Annotated in this window: 12 protein-coding genes; 7 read left to right on the top strand and 5 right to left on the bottom strand. The window is 53.1% G+C overall.

Features of this window, described 5'->3' with window-relative positions:
* Nucleotides 1-2: 2 nt before the first annotated feature.
* From cobT to cobC, 3 genes are read left to right on the top strand one after another with little or no spacing between them, the layout of a single operon-like run.
* On the top strand, nucleotides 3-1,040 hold the full coding sequence (gene cobT / locus DWZ67_RS04195) for a nicotinate-nucleotide--dimethylbenzimidazole phosphoribosyltransferase (RefSeq protein WP_098032430.1): 1,038 nt from the start codon (nucleotides 3-5) through the stop codon (nucleotides 1,038-1,040).
* A 1-nt stretch (nucleotide 1,041) separates the two neighbouring features.
* Nucleotides 1,042-1,785 (top strand): adenosylcobinamide-GDP ribazoletransferase, encoded by a 744-nt coding sequence (cobS, locus tag DWZ67_RS04190; RefSeq protein ID WP_016273664.1) that lies wholly within the window; start codon nucleotides 1,042-1,044, stop codon nucleotides 1,783-1,785.
* 16 nt (nucleotides 1,786-1,801) lie between these two features.
* Entirely contained in the window at nucleotides 1,802-2,341 is a 540-nt protein-coding gene (gene cobC, locus DWZ67_RS04185; protein ID WP_120138193.1) for an alpha-ribazole phosphatase, read from the top strand.
* Here cobC and DWZ67_RS04180 read toward each other — a convergent pair.
* From DWZ67_RS04180 to DWZ67_RS04160, 5 genes are all read right to left on the bottom strand, one after another.
* Nucleotides 2,322-4,283, bottom strand: coding sequence for a sensor histidine kinase (locus tag DWZ67_RS04180; RefSeq protein WP_120138191.1), 1,962 nt, complete (start codon nucleotides 4,281-4,283; stop codon nucleotides 2,322-2,324). The genes cobC and DWZ67_RS04180 overlap by 20 nt on opposite strands.
* The gene (locus DWZ67_RS04175; protein WP_120138189.1) at nucleotides 4,280-6,160 is read right to left on the bottom strand and encodes a sensor histidine kinase; all 1,881 of its coding nucleotides are present in this window, start codon (nucleotides 6,158-6,160) and stop codon (nucleotides 4,280-4,282) included. The genes DWZ67_RS04180 and DWZ67_RS04175 overlap by 4 nt, the downstream gene beginning before the upstream one ends.
* A gap of 108 nt (nucleotides 6,161-6,268) precedes the next feature.
* A complete protein-coding gene (cbiB, locus tag DWZ67_RS04170) occupies nucleotides 6,269-7,237 on the bottom strand; it encodes an adenosylcobinamide-phosphate synthase CbiB (RefSeq protein ID WP_057087668.1) in 969 nt (322 codons plus the stop codon).
* A gap of 3 nt (nucleotides 7,238-7,240) precedes the next feature.
* The gene (locus DWZ67_RS04165) at nucleotides 7,241-8,275 is read right to left on the bottom strand and encodes a threonine-phosphate decarboxylase (RefSeq protein WP_120138187.1); all 1,035 of its coding nucleotides are present in this window, start codon (nucleotides 8,273-8,275) and stop codon (nucleotides 7,241-7,243) included.
* Nucleotides 8,268-9,785: a cobyric acid synthase gene (locus DWZ67_RS04160; RefSeq protein WP_192916835.1), complete on the bottom strand. Its 1,518-nt coding sequence runs from the start codon at nucleotides 9,783-9,785 to the stop codon at nucleotides 8,268-8,270. Before DWZ67_RS04160 ends, DWZ67_RS04165 begins: the two co-directional genes overlap by 8 nt.
* Nucleotides 9,786-9,962: 177 nt before the next feature.
* Here DWZ67_RS04160 and DWZ67_RS04155 point away from each other — a divergent pair, with 177 nt between their 5' ends.
* The 4 genes from DWZ67_RS04155 to pncB all read left to right on the top strand — a co-directional run bounded on the left by DWZ67_RS04155 (nucleotide 9,963) and on the right by pncB (nucleotide 16,210).
* Nucleotides 9,963-11,390 (top strand): TolC family protein, encoded by a 1,428-nt coding sequence (locus DWZ67_RS04155; protein WP_120138185.1) that lies wholly within the window; start codon nucleotides 9,963-9,965, stop codon nucleotides 11,388-11,390.
* Nucleotides 11,391-11,402: 12 nt separating this feature from the next.
* Complete coding sequence (locus DWZ67_RS04150; protein ID WP_008663461.1) at nucleotides 11,403-12,398, top strand: HlyD family secretion protein; 996 nt, start codon at nucleotides 11,403-11,405, stop codon at nucleotides 12,396-12,398.
* Entirely contained in the window at nucleotides 12,395-14,785 is a 2,391-nt protein-coding gene (locus DWZ67_RS04145) for an ABC transporter permease (RefSeq protein ID WP_120138183.1), read from the top strand. Before DWZ67_RS04150 ends, DWZ67_RS04145 begins: the two co-directional genes overlap by 4 nt.
* Nucleotides 14,786-15,025: 240 nt before the next feature.
* Complete coding sequence (gene pncB / locus DWZ67_RS04140) at nucleotides 15,026-16,210, top strand: nicotinate phosphoribosyltransferase (RefSeq protein WP_005829296.1); 1,185 nt, start codon at nucleotides 15,026-15,028, stop codon at nucleotides 16,208-16,210.
* The last annotated feature ends 14 nt before the right edge of the window (nucleotides 16,211-16,224 follow it).

Below are 16,224 nucleotides of genomic sequence, written 5' to 3'. Positions count from 1 at the left end.
TGATGAAAACATTTCATATCACCCGTCCGGACGAGTCAATCCGTCCCACATTGATTGACAAAATCAACAACCTGACCAAACCCAAAGGCTCATTGGGCATTTTAGAAGAACTGGCACTCCAAATCGGACTCATACAACAGACATTATCCCCCACCTTGAAACATCCGCAAAACATTATCTTCGCCGCCGACCACGGCATTGTAGAAGAAGGTGTCAGTCTGTCTCCAAAGGAAATCACCTGGCAGCAAATCAGCAACTTCCTTCATGGAGGGGCAGGTGTCAATTTTCTCTGCCGGCAGCACGGCTTTACCCTGAAAATAGTAGATGCAGGAGTAGACTACGACCTCCCCTACGAGAAAGGCATCATCAATATGAAAGTACGTAAAAGCACCCGGAGTTATCTGCACGAGGCAGCCATGACAGAAGAGGAAATGGAGATGTGCCTGGAACGGGGTGCCGAGGTGGTGCGCCAATGCCATGAAGAAGGCAGCAATGTCCTCAGCTTCGGTGAAATGGGTATCGGAAACACCTCTTCATCCTCCTTGTGGATGACCTGCTTTACCGGTATTCCTCTGGAACAATGTGTCGGCGCAGGCAGCGGACTCGACAGCGCGGGCATCCGCCACAAATACGAAGTGCTGAAACAGTCTATGGAGAATTACAAAGGCGACGGCTCTCCCCGGGACATCATCCGCTACTTTGGCGGACTGGAAATGGTAATGGCCATAGGCGCCATGCTGCAAGCTGCCGAGCTGAGGATGATTATCCTTGTTGACGGATTCATCATGACCAACTGCCTGCTTGCCGCCGCCAGGCTCTACCCGGAAGTGACGGATTACGCCATCTTCGGACACTGCGGAGACGAGTCGGGCCACAAACTGGTACTCGACGCCCTGCATGCCCGTCCGCTGCTGAATCTGGGGCTGCGTTTGGGAGAAGGAACGGGGGCCATCTGTGCATATCCCATTGTCGACTCGGCCGTGCGGATGCTCAATGAAATGGATAACTTTGCACATGCCTCCATCACTAAATACTTTTAACATGAACAATGTCTTGGCTGCATTCATAATGCTCACCCGACTGCCCTTCTGGAAAATCAAGGAAGTACCGGCAGAGTGTTTCAAGCATGTGGTTCCCTATTGGCCGCTTGTAGGCTGGCTGACGGGAGGCGTGATGGCGGCAGTGCTGTGGCTTGCCGGACAGATTATGCCGGTGTCATTGGCATGGATTCTTGCCCTCATCGCACGCCTGCTTGTCACCGGTTGCCTGCACGAAGACGGACTGGCGGACTTTTTCGACGGCTTCGGTGGCGGTACCACCCGAGAACGGACTCTTGCCATCATGAAGGATTCCCACATCGGAAGCTACGGTGTCATCGGATTGATATGCTATTTCCTGCTGTTGCTCCAACTTCATCACCTGCCACTGGGACTTCTCTGCATCCTTGTGCTCAGCGGTGACTGCTGGTCCAAGTTCTGTGCCTCCCAGATTGTCAACTACCTGCCCTATGCCCGGAAAGAGGAAGACAGCAAAAGCAAGACCGTCTACAACCGCATGAGCTGGCACGAGTTGCTGGCCGGATTTCTCTGTGGCCTGGTGCCTTTCGTACTGCTGCTGCCTATAAAGCTGTGGATTGCCACCCTCTTCCCACTGCTCACCTTCTTCCTGCTCTACCGATTGATGAAGCGGCGCCTACAAGGATATACGGGGGACTGCTGCGGGGCCACTTTCCTGCTATGCGAACTGTCCTTCTACTTGGGAAGCCTTATTCTAATTATAAATTAACAACTGAAAATTAAAGATGGAAGTAATACTCATTCGACACACTTCGGTAGATGTCCCTCCGAGCGTATGCTACGGACAGACCGATGTTCCCCTGAAACCTACGTTTGAAGCGGAAGCCGCCGTAACAGCAGAAAACCTGAAGACATACCTTCCGTTCGATCACGTCTACACCAGTCCCCTAACCCGCTGCGTGCGCCTCGCCACCTATTGCGGCTATCCCGATGCAGAACGGGACAAACGGATTATGGAAATCAATTTTGGCGACTGGGAGATGAAGCCGTTCGAGCAGAATGAAGACCCACGCTTGCAGGAATGGTATGCCGACTACATGAACGTGGCAGCTACCGGTGGAGAATCTTTTACTATGCAATACCGGCGTGTCAGCCAGTTTTTGGACGAATTAAAGAAGAAGCCCTATACACGCGTTGCCATCTTCGCACATGGCGGCGTACTCATCTGCGCGCAACTCTATGCCGGAATCCTCAAAGCCGAAGAAGCCTTCGACGCATTGACGCCCTACGGCGGCATCGTCCGCATCAATCTCGACAAGGAATAGTGAACGAAATAGTAGGGCCTTCCTCCGCTTCGGTTTGCACCTTGTAGATACCTCCAAAATAATGAATAAAATGGGCATTGATTTCATGGCGAATCAAGCTCGTTTTATTCTCAAAATGTACCTTTGCAAACGGGGTGTTGACCACGTCGAAATAAAGGAGCGGTTTACTCCGGTCGCGTCTGATGCGGATAATCGCCTCATAACGGGCAGTGTCATTCTCTGACGGAGTCAGCATGCTGACAAGCAATGTATCGAACCACCTCCGGTCCGTCCTCGCAAACTGTTCCTTGAGGTCGGTCTGCAGGCTGACAGACACAGTGCTCTCCTCACGGTCGTTCATTTTATCCAGCACCTCACTGCACAACTGAATAATGTCACACTCCTCGTCCTCATACTGAATCTTGCCGGACTCCAAGCGGGACAATTCCAGAATGCTGTTGACATAATTCAGCAGACTTTCCGCATTGGTCTGAATCATCTGTCCGTACTCCCTCTTAGTCTCTTTATCCAGCTCCTCTTTCCCGGTCAGCAATTCGGCAAAGCCCACCACCACATTCAGCGGAGTACGTATATCATGGCTGATTTCCGATTTCAGACGTTCCTTCGCGATGTTGTCCGTCTCTGCCTGCAAAGCGGCTTCAGCCGTCTTCTTCTCTACGACAGCAATCTTTCCGGAGACATAGCGCGTATACAGATAGAAAAGCAGCATCAGCAGCAGACAGACGCCCAGGAGTATAAATCCTATACGGTAATTCATGTCCTGAATCTTCTGCTTCTCCAACAACAGCTCGTCAATGTGGTAAATCTCCTTCACCTGCTTCAACTGGTTGGCCGAGAAGGCATTGTTCAGCGAATCCTGCTTGCGTATGAGGTAGCGCCGGGTCTCGATGGCCCCGTCAATGTCCCCCTTGTCATATTGCGTACTCGCCTTGTAGTTTATCAAAGTGGCAAAGGTGGAAACGTAGTTGTTCAGTACCGTAGGGGTCACCTCGTCTATCAATGCGATGCTTTTGTCATACTCATCGGTCTTGGCATAATATTGAAGCTGTATCAACTGGACATTCAGCCAGAAGACGGGATCTACATGCGGCTCAAGCAGTTTCTTTACTTTCTCGATATGCTCGTGCGCCACTGTAAAGTTCTTCTGGTTCATGTAGTGCAGGATATACTTCACTTCGCAGTCAATCTCGAAATTGCTCCAGTTCTTCCGTGTCTCGGGTTCTTTGGAAATGACCGCCTGCAACGTCGTGTCCATTTCATGCAAATAGGGCAGCTTCAGGCTGTCTTTACCGCCATTGCCGTATACCTGGGCAATACGCGACAGTATATCCACCTTCAGGCTGGCCTTTGTCTGGGGAGAGAAATTCCGGTAAGCCTCCAAGAAAGAGTCCAGTGCCTCATTCGGGCGGCTGGACACTCCGTAGGCACATCCCAAGCTGTTATACGCCGCTATCATCCCATTATTGCTATGGTGGAGTTTTGATTCCTCCAACGTCTCCTTAGCCACATACACCGCTTTCTCTATCTGTCTCTTGGAAGCCAGGGCGCGGCTGACGGCAGCCTTCTGCTCCAGATAATAATCGTAAGTGCCTACCTGGGGGACAAAATCCTTCAGCACATCCACCCAATACGACAGACTGTCCGGGTCGTGTTTCTTGTCATAACATGCCGCCAGATAGTAAGCGCCCATATTCTCATAGAAAGCGTTCTTCTGCCGCCGCGCCTCCTCGTACAGACGGGTGGAAAAAGTCATGTTATAAGGAGCATACTGGTGCTTGTAGGCCATGTCACGGAGATACGTCAGCCGGACAAGGGTGGCCGGCAGAGTATCGGCAACCTTCAGGATGCTGTCTTGATACCGGGCAGCCCCCGTGTCTTCTGCCAGCAGCGGACAGATATATCCGCAAAACAAAACGTGGATGAGAATCAGTATTCGTTTCATTGCGCCGTTCCTCCGTGTAATGCGGGATTATACTTCAAAGGATGCGTAAAACAGAAACGCGCGCCACGGGTATACCCACTGTCCACCCACAGCTTGCCGTTCATATATTTCACAATCAGTTGGCAGATGGAAAGACCCAGTCCGCTTCCCTGCACAAAATCATTCAGCTTTTCAAAGCGTTCAAAAATCAAGTGCTGCTTTTCCGGTGGAATGCCGCATCCGGTATCCGTCACGGAGAAAAGTGCCGTACCGGCATCAACCATCTTCAGTTCCAGCACGATGGAGCCTTGTTCCGTAAACTTGGCGGCATTCACCAGCAGGTTTATCAAGACTTGGCGGAGGCGCGCATCGTCCGTATCCAGCATCAAGACGGACAAATCCGTGTCAAAACGCATTTCAACCTCCAGCTTGCGCGAGGCCATCACGGTCTCCACGACCTCATTACACAACTTCACGGCATCATGCGTGCGGATGTTGAAGGTTATATTGTCATTCTCGAAATCCGAGAAATCCAGAATGTCATTGATAAGTTTCAGCAACTGAAAGGAATTCACCTTGATAATTTCGGAGAACTCCCGGCGCGATTCGTCATCGAACGACTCGTCCTCATCCGTCAGTACCGCCGAGAATCCGACAATGGCATTCAGCGGCGTACGTACCTCATGGCTCATGTTCGAAAGAAACATATTCTTCCGTTGTATGGCTTGCACCGCTTTCTCCTTCATCGCCTCCTGCCGCATTTGGGAATGCTTCAAACGGAATATCTTCTTCCAGCCCAGCACCAGGAGGAATATCAGAAACAGTACGGACACAATGATGCCTGCCAGATAGAAACGCATGGATACAATGCGGTCGCGTTCGTTCTGGTAGGCCAGTTGGTCGGCCTGGAAACGGGTACAGAGCCGGTCTATCTCCTTGGGATAGTTCTTCTCGAACGAAGTCTTGATATACGAAAAGACCTTGTCGTACTGTCCGTAGGCTTCTTCCTTGTTTCCCATCTTCACCAGTAAATCCGCTTTTTCGAGCAGAGCTTCCTTGTAGATGTTATGGTTTATCCGGGCATATTCGGTTTGAAGGAAATCATTGTAGGCGGTCAAGGCTGCCTCATGCTCTCCGGTGGCCACCAGATAACGGGCATCTATAATCAGAAGGTATTGCCGTATCTCCGGAATCAGTTGCGTTTCAAGCTGGCCTATCTGCACCAGACAATGGCTGGCAGCTTTCAAGTCACCCTTGAATAATTGGCAGGAAGCATTGGAGATGTGACGCATGGCCAGCTCCAGCGGAGAAAGCCGGTCTTCCGGATAGAGGTTCAGACGTGCAAGATAACGCGAGGCACCGTTTACATTCCGTATGCGCAGGTTATAATCTATCAGTTCCACCAGTAGCATGCGGATATGCACATCCTCCCCGTCCATCCCATCCAGCAGTCTCAAAGACTCTTCGTAAGCGGCACCGGCTTCCCGGAGCCTGCCGGTATAGCTGTACACCTCTCCCATGGCATTCAGCGCAAGGGCATTGCCGAAGGGGTAGGTAAGCGCGCGGGCTTTGGAGTACATCTGGTCGCTCTGGGCAATAGCCATACGGATTTCTCCACGGAAAAGGGAGGATTTTATAAGTATTCTTTCCAGTTCGAAATAGGTGTAATAGCGCTGGGATTCATCCAATTGGGACAAAAGGCCGTCGGCATTCAGCGAGTCACACTCCTCCCGGGTCAGATAGTCGAAACCGAGGCTGTTGTGAAAAGTGGAGATGACCTCATGGACTATACTTTCCTTTTCTTTAGTCCAAGAATCCGCTTTATCTGTTGTCGATGCAATTATTGTGCTCCCGAACCAAATAAAGAAAAGGAATATATATAGTTGCTTTATCCTCATTTATAAGACTTTGTCTGCTTTAAAAGTTACATTTTTAATGCAACGCGGTCTTGCAAAGATATTATATCTTTTTGGAACGGACAAAGAATCAGTTAAAATAACAACATTTTAAAAACAAAAGGAAGCCAAGGTCGATGTCACTATTACGGCAACCACCATCCACCACTCCACACGTCGGTTGATGCGGACAGCCACACGCATATCTTCCGTCTTCAGAGGCCGTTCATTAGAACCGATATAAGGTTTCCATACCTCCTCGCCGAAATAGTTGTGCGGACCTCCGAAACGGCAGTCCAGAATACCGGCAAGGGCGGCTTCCGGATAACCGGAATTGGGACTGGCATGCTGGCTGCCATATCTGCCCACAAAAGCAAACAAGGAAAGACGACCGGAAACCAGTACCATCAGAAAGGCTGTCAGACGAGCAGGAATATAATTGGCAACATCATCCAAACGGGCAGCAAAACAGCCGAACCGACGATAGCGTTCATTCTTGTAGCCGACCATGGAATCCAGCGTGTTCACCATCTTATAGGCAAGCATGCCCGGAACTCCCAACAGCAGATACCAGAACAAGGGAGCAACCACCCCATCGCTCAAATTCTCTGCCAAAGTCTCCAATGCCGCGGTTCTCACCTCCTGCGCCGAGAGTGCAGACGTATCACGCCCTACGATACGTGCCACTTGCATCCTCCCTTCCTCCAAGGAACGGTCCACCGCCTTGAACACCATACGCACCTCGCGAACCAGCGTAGTGCCCGCCAAGCAATAGAATATCAGCAATATTTGCACCGTCAGAAGCATGCCCGGAGAAAAGAGTGCCGCCAAGCGGAGCAACAAAAGCGTAATGACATATACCCCCAAGACAAGAGACACCGCCACAAACGCACCTTTCAGGAAACGCGAATCGCCCCGGTTCAACCGGTGCTCACAGAAAGAAATGGCTTTGCCGAAAGCCACCACCGGATGGGGTAGCCACGCCGGGTCGCCCAGCCAATGGTCGAGCAGCCAGGCAGTGAGAAGCGGCAGGTTCAAGTTGAAGGCGACACCCAAAAGTATAAGCACATCTTCTTCCATCGGTCATTCCTCCTCAAGCCATTGTCCTATTGCTTTTACAAGCCTGTCATTCTCCTCCCGGCTCTGGGCGGCTATACGGAAGAAGCGCTCATTCAGTCCGTCGAAGTTGGAGGCGTCCCGAATCAAGATACCATGCTCCCCTGCCAGATAGTCTTTCAAAGCGGAAGCCCTACCCATACGGAGGCACACCAGCATGAAATGGGTTTCGGTGGCCCATACCTCCAGTCCTCCCAATGCCTCGAGCGCACTGCGCAGGCGGGCAGCCTCTTGCAAATAAGACGCCACATCCAGCGGATTGGGAACATCATGTTCCAGCAGATGGAGCCCTGCCTCAATGGCAAGCAGGTTGACCGACCAGGGCATACGGTTAGTACGCAAACGGTGCAGCAGGTGGGGGGCGCCGGTGACATATCCCAGTCGCAGACCGGGAACGGCATAACGCTTGGTCATGGAGTGCAGCAGCAAGACGTTGGGAAACTCCGCAGCCTCGGCAGCAGAGAAAAGCGGACGCAAGGTGAAAAACTCGTAGGACTGGTCGATGACGAAACATACCTGCGGATTATGACTGATAAGTGTTGCCAGATATTCCTTCTCCACAACCGTTCCGGTAGGGTTATTGGGATTGCACAGCCACAGCATGCGCATCTCTTCCGGCAAGCGATACCCCTCGCTCTCCGCAGGAAGCCGATAGAGGGAAGTGACCCGATGGCCGTGCATGCGGCAGGCATCGGCATATTCACTGAAAGTGGGCTGCACAATGGCGGTGTTTGTCCCGCGGAAAGTCTGTGCGGTAAGATAGATGGCTTCGGTAGCTCCGTTCGTCACGCACACTGCCTCGGCAGGAAGACGGTGGCAGCGGGCAAGGCAGGCCTCAAGCGTGTAAGGCTCCGGTTCGGGATAGTTGCCGATGCCGTCAATCCGGGCACACAGATGCGCCTTCAAGGCAGAGAGGTCCACCCTGCTGTAAACGTTCGAGCTGAAGTTTGCCGTAATGGGACGGCTGTATTTATAGGAATCGTCTCCGTGTCCTTCAATCATGGTTCTTTGTCAATATTTGGTAGATAAGCGGCAGGTTGACGTGGCGGCGCACGTGCTCGGCAAGCCTATCGTATTGTTCTTCTTTGAATGTATGGTAATCGAAAGCGCCGGCATTCCCGGACAGTTTGTCTGCAAAAGGCGCAAGCAGGAAATCTATGAATTCCGGATTGTCGAGAATGCCATGAATATAGGTCCCCATGCAGGTGGAGTCCACGCAGTAACCGTCGGTAGAGCCGTTCTCCAGAAGATTCAAAGGAGAATCGGGAGTACCTTCCACAGGGGTGGTCACTCCCATATGGATTTCATAGCCCTGCATGAATGGAGAATGGAGAGTGGAAGATGGAGAATGGGGATTGCACAGACCGAACTTCACCTGGCGGGTCACCTTCTCTCCCGACATGCGGGTACTGATGGGCAACAGCCCCAGTCCGGGCAGGCGTTCGATGTCCCCCTCCACATGCTCAGGGTCGAGCACCTCCTGCCCCATCATCTGATAGCCGCCGCAGATACCCATCACGGTGGCACCTTCACGATGGGCACGGATGATGGCAGCCGCCACACCGTTACGGCGCAATTCGTAAAGATCATCAAGCGTGCTCTTGGAACCGGGCAGCAGGATGACGTCGGCCTTTGCCAACTCATCCACATTGTTGGTATAGAAGAGATGTACGCGCGGGTCACGTTCCAGGACATTAAAATCGGTGAAGTTACTGAGGTGGCGCAGCAGAATGACGGCGATGTTCACCTTTCCCTTCTCGGCACGGACAGACTTTGCGGCAAGCGCCACGGAGTCTTCTTCTTCAATGTAGATATCACGGTAGTAAGGCACCACCCCGACAACGGGAATGCCGCAAAGCTCCTCCAGCATCGTAATGCCCGACTCGAAGAGACGTATATCCCCCCGGAACTTGTTGATAAGAATTCCTTTAATGCGTTCCCGCTCATGGGGACGAAGCAACATCAGCGAACCATAGACACTGGCAAACACACCGCCACGGTCAATGTCGCCTACAAGAATTACATCGGCTCCGGCATGCAGGGCCATCGGCAGATTGACAAGGTCGGTATCCCGCAGATTGATTTCGGAGATGCTTCCCGCGCCTTCCAGCACAACGGGATTATAGCGAGCGGCAAGGCGGTCGTAGGCAGCACAAACCTCCCGGCGCAGCTCGTCGCGTCCTTCCTTGCGGAAATACTCATAAGCATTGCGGTTGCCGATAGGACGCCCGTTGAGGACAACCTGCGAGGTATGGTCCGACTGTGGTTTCAGCAGTAGCGGATTCATGTCCGTGTGGCAAGGCACTCCGGCGGCTTCTGCTTGCACAGCCTGGGCACGGCCTATCTCCAGCCCTTCGGGAGTGGCAAATGAATTGAGCGCCATATTTTGTGCCTTGAACGGTGCGGGCTGATAGCCGTCCTGCTTGAAGATGCGGCAGAAGGCGGCAGCAATGATGCTCTTTCCCACATCACTGCCCGTCCCGGCAAACATAATCGGATGAAGTTTCTCCATAAATTCCATTTTAGCGAATGCAAAGATAGTGCAAATCCGAATATCTCTCCCATTCATAAGCCATATCTTCGGAAACTATTCGTTATATTTGTAACGTTCTATTCAAAAAGATGACTACTGAACAATTCCCACCTCCTCTTGTTTAGAGAAACAAGAACCCCTAAACCGAACGAACTTATGAATAATCTATTATGCCGGAGATTTTTTCCGGCTGCTGCCTGCGTGCTGCTTGCCATCGGTGGAGTGGCCGCACAAACCTCCCTTCCCCTTAGCTTCGGTGATGCCCTAAGGCAGATGCAAAACGGCAACCGCAGCCTGAAAATAGCCGACAAGGGAATTGAAGCCGCCCGTGCGGAACGTGACAAACTGAATGCCCTCTGGTACCCCTCCCTGCAAGGTGCCGGTACGTTCGTGCATCTTTCCGAAAAGATAGAGGTAAAACAGCCCCTTTCCCAGTTCACCGACCCGGCAAAGGACTTTGTGCACAACATCGTGCCGGACGACCAATTCATCAGCAGCATACTCGACCAGATAGGCTCCCATACCCTCGCTTTTCCACTGGCTCCACGCAACCTGACTTCCGTCGGCCTGACCGCCGAATGGGTCGTATTCTCCGGCGGCAAGCGCATCCGGGCCTCGAAGATAGGCAACACCATGATAGACATCGCCCGCGAAAACCGGGGACAGACCGATGCCACGCAACGCACCCTGCTGGCAGAAAGCTACTTCGGGCTGAAACTTGCGCAAGAAGTGGTACGCGTGCGGCAGGAGACTTACAACAGCCTGCAACGCCATTACCAGAATGCCCTTAAACTGGAAGCTGCCGGCATGATAGACAAGGCAGGCCGGCTCTTTGCCCAAGTGAATATGGATGAAGCTGCCCGTTCACTGGAGGCTGCCCGGAAGGAGGCCTCCGTCGTGCAAAGTGCCCTGCGCACCCTGCTCAACCTGCAAGACACATGCAGCATCCATCCTACTTCGGAGCTTTTCATCAACGACCAACTGCCCGCCAAAGAGGAGTTCCTGCAAGCCATGCGGGTGGAGAACTACACCGTGAACCAACTGCAACTGCAGTCACAGATTGCCCGCCAGCAGCTCCGCATCGACCAGAGCGGCTACCTGCCGGACATCGCCGTATTCGGCAAGCAGACCCTCTATGCCCACGGCATACAGAGCAACCTCGTCCCCCGCACCATCGTAGGCGTGGGCTTCACCTGGAACCTGTTCGACGGACTGGCGCGTGAGAAGCGCATCCGCCAGTCGAAGATAGCCCAGCAGACCCTTGCCCTGGGACAAGAAAAAGCCAAAGAAGACCTGAGCGTAGGCATCGACAAGCTCTACACCCAACTGCAAAAGGCACAAGACAACGTACGCGCCTTAAATACCACCATCGAGCTAAGCGAAGAGCTGGTGCGAATCCGCAAGAAATCCTTTACCGAAGGCATGGCAACCAGTACCGAGGTCGTAGATGCGGAAACGATGCTGGCAACCGTCCGCGTGGCGCGTCTGGCAGCCTACTACGAATATGATGTGGCACTGATGAACCTGCTGGCTATCTGCGGAACGCCGGAACGGTTCGAGAAATATTTCGAGACAACTTATTAAAACCTACCCTTTATGAAAATCAATAATAAAAGCATCAGCATTGCATTCGTCATTATCCTGGCCGCAACGGTCATCATTTCGCTTGCCGGCATGTTACTCATGAACCGGCAGCCCCTGGTCCTGCAAGGACAAGTGGAAGCAACGGAAATACGTATCAGCGGAAAGCTGCCCGGACGTGTGGACTCCTTCCTCGTACAAGAGGGCGACTGGGTGAAGGCAGGCGATACGCTTGTCGTCATCAACAGCCCCACCATCGAAGCCAAATACCGCCAGGTGAATGCCCTGGAGCAGGTGGCCCAGGAGCAGAACAAGAAGATAGACGCCGGTACCCGCCGCCAGATTGTGGCCACCGCCAGGCAACTCTGGAACAAGACGCAGAGCGACCTTGCCCTCGCCAAGACCACTTACCAACGCATTGTAACGCTTTATAAGGACAGTGTCGTCACCTCCCAGCGGCGTGACGAGGTGGAAGCCATGTACAAAGCCGCCCAAGCCGCCGAACGTGCCGCCTACGAGCAATACCAGATGGCCGTGGACGGAGCGCAGAGCGAGGACCGCGCCTCGGCCCGCAGCCTGGTGGAAGCGGCGCGAAGCACTGTCGATGAAGTCTCCTCCCTCCTCGTCGACTCCCGCCTGACTGCTCCCGAAGATGGCCAGATAGCCACCATCTTCCCCAAACGCGGAGAGCTGGTGGCCCCCGGTACTCCCATCATGAGCCTTGTCGTGATGGACGATGCACACGTGGTACTGAACATACGCGAGGACCTGATGCCTCAGTTCAAGATGGGAGGCACTTTCCGTGCCGATGTCCCCGCCATCGACGGCAAGGACATTGAATTCCGCATCTACTACATCAGTCCGCTGGGCAGCTTCGCCACCTGGAAATCCACCAAACAGACGGGCAGCTATGACATGCAGACGTTCGAGATACACGCACGTCCCACACAGCAGGTAGAGGGATTGAGACCGGGAATGTCCGTACTTTTAAAAATGAAGAATAAAAAATGAAAGATAAAGAATTTGGCTGCGCAATGAAATCGCTCCGCATGGTTATCCGTCGCGAATGGCACCGCATGACCTCCCGCCGTCTATACCTCGGCGTCTGTGTCGTGCTACCCTTGCTCTGTCTGTTCTTCATGGCCACCATCTTTGGAAACGGACAGATGGAGAACATTCCCGTGGGTATCGTCGACCTGGACAACACTGCCACTTCGCGCAATATCTCCCGGCGCATCTCTGCCGCCCCCACCTTCCGTGTGACGGAGCACTTCACCGACGAAGCCGACGCCCGCCGGGCATTGCAACGGAAGGACATATACGGCTACCTCGTCATCCCGCCCCGCTTCGAACAGAAGGTGGTGACGGGAACTGGCGCAACGCTCACCTATTATTACCACTATGCCCTTCTTTCGGTAGGCAGCGAGCTGATGGCAGCGTTCGAGAATACGCTTGCCCCCGTGGCGCTCTCGCCCATCGTGATGCAGGCCGAAGCTCTGGGAGTCAGCGGAGAACAGATACAGACCTTTCTGCTCCCCGTAGAAGCCAGTACCCATCCCCTCTACAATCCGGACATGGACTACTCCATCTACCTGAGCCAGCCTTTCTTTTTCGTACTGTTCCAGATACTCATCCTGCTCACCACCGTCTACTCCATAGGCAGCGAACTGAAATTCGGCAGCGTCGGCGAATGGCTGGAGACGGCACGAGGCAATATCCTCACTGCCGTAGCAGGGAAACTGCTGCCCTATACCCTCATCTTCTCGTCCATCGGTATCCTGGCAAACTATGTACTGTTCGGCCCGCTACATATCCCCTTCGCTGGCAGTCTGTGGCTGATGAATGCAGTGACCGTGCTCTTCATCATCGCTACCCAGGCATTGGCGGTCTTTATCTATTCTGTCTTTCCCAAGATTGCCTATATCATCAGTGTAGTATCCATGGTGGGGTCGTTGGGGGCTACGCTGTCCGGAGTCACGTTTCCCGTTACAGCCATGTATGCGCCCGTGCATGCGGCCTCCTACCTCTTCCCCGTGCGGCACTTCACGGAGGCGGCACAAGCCATGATTTACTTCGATGCAGGGTTTGCCTACTTCTGGCAGTCGGTAGCTACACTCTTCATCTTCCTATTGGCAGCACTGCTGATACTGCCATTGCTGAAATGGTGGATAAAAAAAGAGATAAGGGAAGAAGCAATCTCCGCCTCCCCATCACCTTGCCCACCTACCGCATTGTCAACAGCTTCCGTCATCCGCCACGAGTGGCATGCCATCGCCACCAATCCCGCCATCCTGCTCGTGCTGGCAGGCGGTATCTTCCTCTACGGACTGCTCTACAACTACATGTACGCCCCCAACCTGGTGCGCAAGGCTCCCGTCGCAGTGGTAGACCTCTCCCACTCCGCCCTCAGCCGCGAATACATCCGACTGCTCGACGCCACTCCCCAGACCGCCGTCTACGGCCAGACACCCAACATCCTCGAAGCCCGCCAATGGATGAAGCAGGGCGACGTGGCAGGCATCCTTTACCTGCCTGCCGACTTCGAGGCACGTGTGGCACGGGGCGAGACTTCGGTCTTCGTACTCTATGCCGCCACGGACGCTTTCCTCAACTTCAAAGGACTGCAAGAATCCAGTGCGCGCGTCATGCTTGCCGTGAACGATGCCCACCGCATGGAGGGCACCGTATTCCTACCTCCGCAAGGACTGCTGGCAGTGGCTTCGTCCGCTCCCGTCAGCGTGTCCGGCACGGCGCTCTACAACTATACAGAGGGCTACGGTTCCTATCTGATTCCCGCCGTCCTAATTGTCATCATCTTCCAGACGATGCTGATGGTGATTGCCATGCTGACGGGCGAGGAAGCGGAAGCCCGAAGAAAAGGAATACGGCTGATGCGTGCCGACTCATTGAAGGATACATTACGGATTGTCGGAGGCAGGACCTTCGTATACTTCATGCTCTACGTGGTGTTTTCCCTATTCCTGCTGGGACTGTTGCCGCACCTGTTCAGCATCCCACACATCGGCAGCGGAGGAGACATCGTCACAATGATGATACCCTTCCTGCTGGGCACGAGTTTCCTTGCCCTGGCCGTCTCCCGCTGGTTTACAGACTCCGAAGCGCCGTTGCTGATGATAGCCTTCTTCTCTGTGGGCTATATCTTCCTTTCGGGCGTGTCCTATCCGCTGGAGCTGATGCCGTGGTATTGGCAGACAGCCCACTATCTGTTTCCGGCAGGTCCTGCCGTACTTGCTTTTGTAAAACTGAATTCAATGGGTGGAACGCTGGCCGACGTATGGCCGCAGATGCTGACGATGTGGATACAAGTATTGGTCTATGGAACTTTGGCGCTCTGCACTACACGCCACCTCTACGGAGAAGGAAAAGTGAAGGCATAAAAAAAGGCTATCTATCCCAGACAGCCAATCTTTTGTTAACCTTAAATCTAATACTATGAAAAACACATTGCAAATGTACGGACTTCCCCGAAATATCCAAAATTTCTGTCCATGACGGTCTCATTTATAACATGGTTTAATAGGAATATGCCGTTGTTAACAGATAGAGGCTGATCAAATAAGAAATTTTCACTATCTTCATCCCCAAAATCGAACATCATAACTAAAGAATATTTTGCCATGATTCATACCATACTCGATACAGACCTTTACAAATTCACCACCTCGTATGCCTACATCAAATTGTTTCCCTATGCCATGGGCACTTTCAGCTTCAAGGACAGAGACGACACCGCCTATACGGACACGTTTCTGAAGGAACTGCAAGAGGCGGTGGACAGCCTGGCACAGACCGTACTTACTGCCGAAGAGCTGGAATACATGACCCGCCACTGCCGTTTCCTGCCGAGGGTCTATTGGGAGTGGCTCTCCTCCTTCCGCTTCCAGCCGGAGAAGGTAAGCATCCATCTGGACGAGGACCGGCACCTGAACATTGAAATCACGGACTATCTGTACAAGGCCACCCTTTACGAAGTCCCCCTGCTTTCTATCGTATCCGAAATAAAGAACCGTTCTTTGGGAAACGTGGCCGACATGGACGGCATACTCTGCAAACTGTCCGAAAAGGTGGCACTCTCCAACCGACACCAGCTGTATTTTTCAGAGTTCGGCACCCGGAGACGCTTCTCGTTCGAGGTACAGGACAAAGTCATAGACCGTCTGAAGGAAGCCGCCGAATACTGTACCGGGACTTCCAACTGCCACTTCGCCATGAAATACGGCATGAAGCCTATGGGGACGCATCCGCATGAATGGTTCATGTTCCACGGCGCACAGTTCGGCTACAAACACGCCAACTACATGGCCTTGGAAAACTGGGTGAACGTGTACGACGGTGACTTGGGCATCGCACTGTCCGATACCTATACCTCCGGCATTTTCTTAAGTAACCTGAGCCGCAAGCAGGCCAAACTATTCGACGGTGTACGCTGCGACTCCGGCGATGAATTCGATTTCACCGACAAGCTCGTTGCCCGCTACCGCGAACTGGGCATCGACCCTACCACTAAAACCATCGTCTTCAGCAATGCGCTCGATTTTGGCAAGGCACTCGACATCCAGGAGCATTGCAGGGGCAAAATCCGCTGCTCCTTCGGCATCGGCACCAATCTGACGAATGATACCGGATTCAAGCCCTCCAACATCGTAATGAAACTGACGCAATGCAAGATGAACGTCAACCAGGAATGGCGCGAATGCGTGAAGCTGTCCGACGATGCAGGAAAGCATATCGGCAGCGAAGCGGAAGTACGGGCATGTCTGTATGATTTAAGGCTCGGACAGCAAATAGAACCCCTATGCTGAAAACAGCTTCCCGG

Origin of the sequence: Bacteroides sp. AF34-31BH, assembly GCF_003602795.1 — a bacterium.
Lineage (GTDB): Bacteria > Bacteroidota > Bacteroidia > Bacteroidales > Bacteroidaceae > Bacteroides > Bacteroides uniformis.
This window is presented reverse-complemented; position numbering and strand designations above follow the sequence as displayed.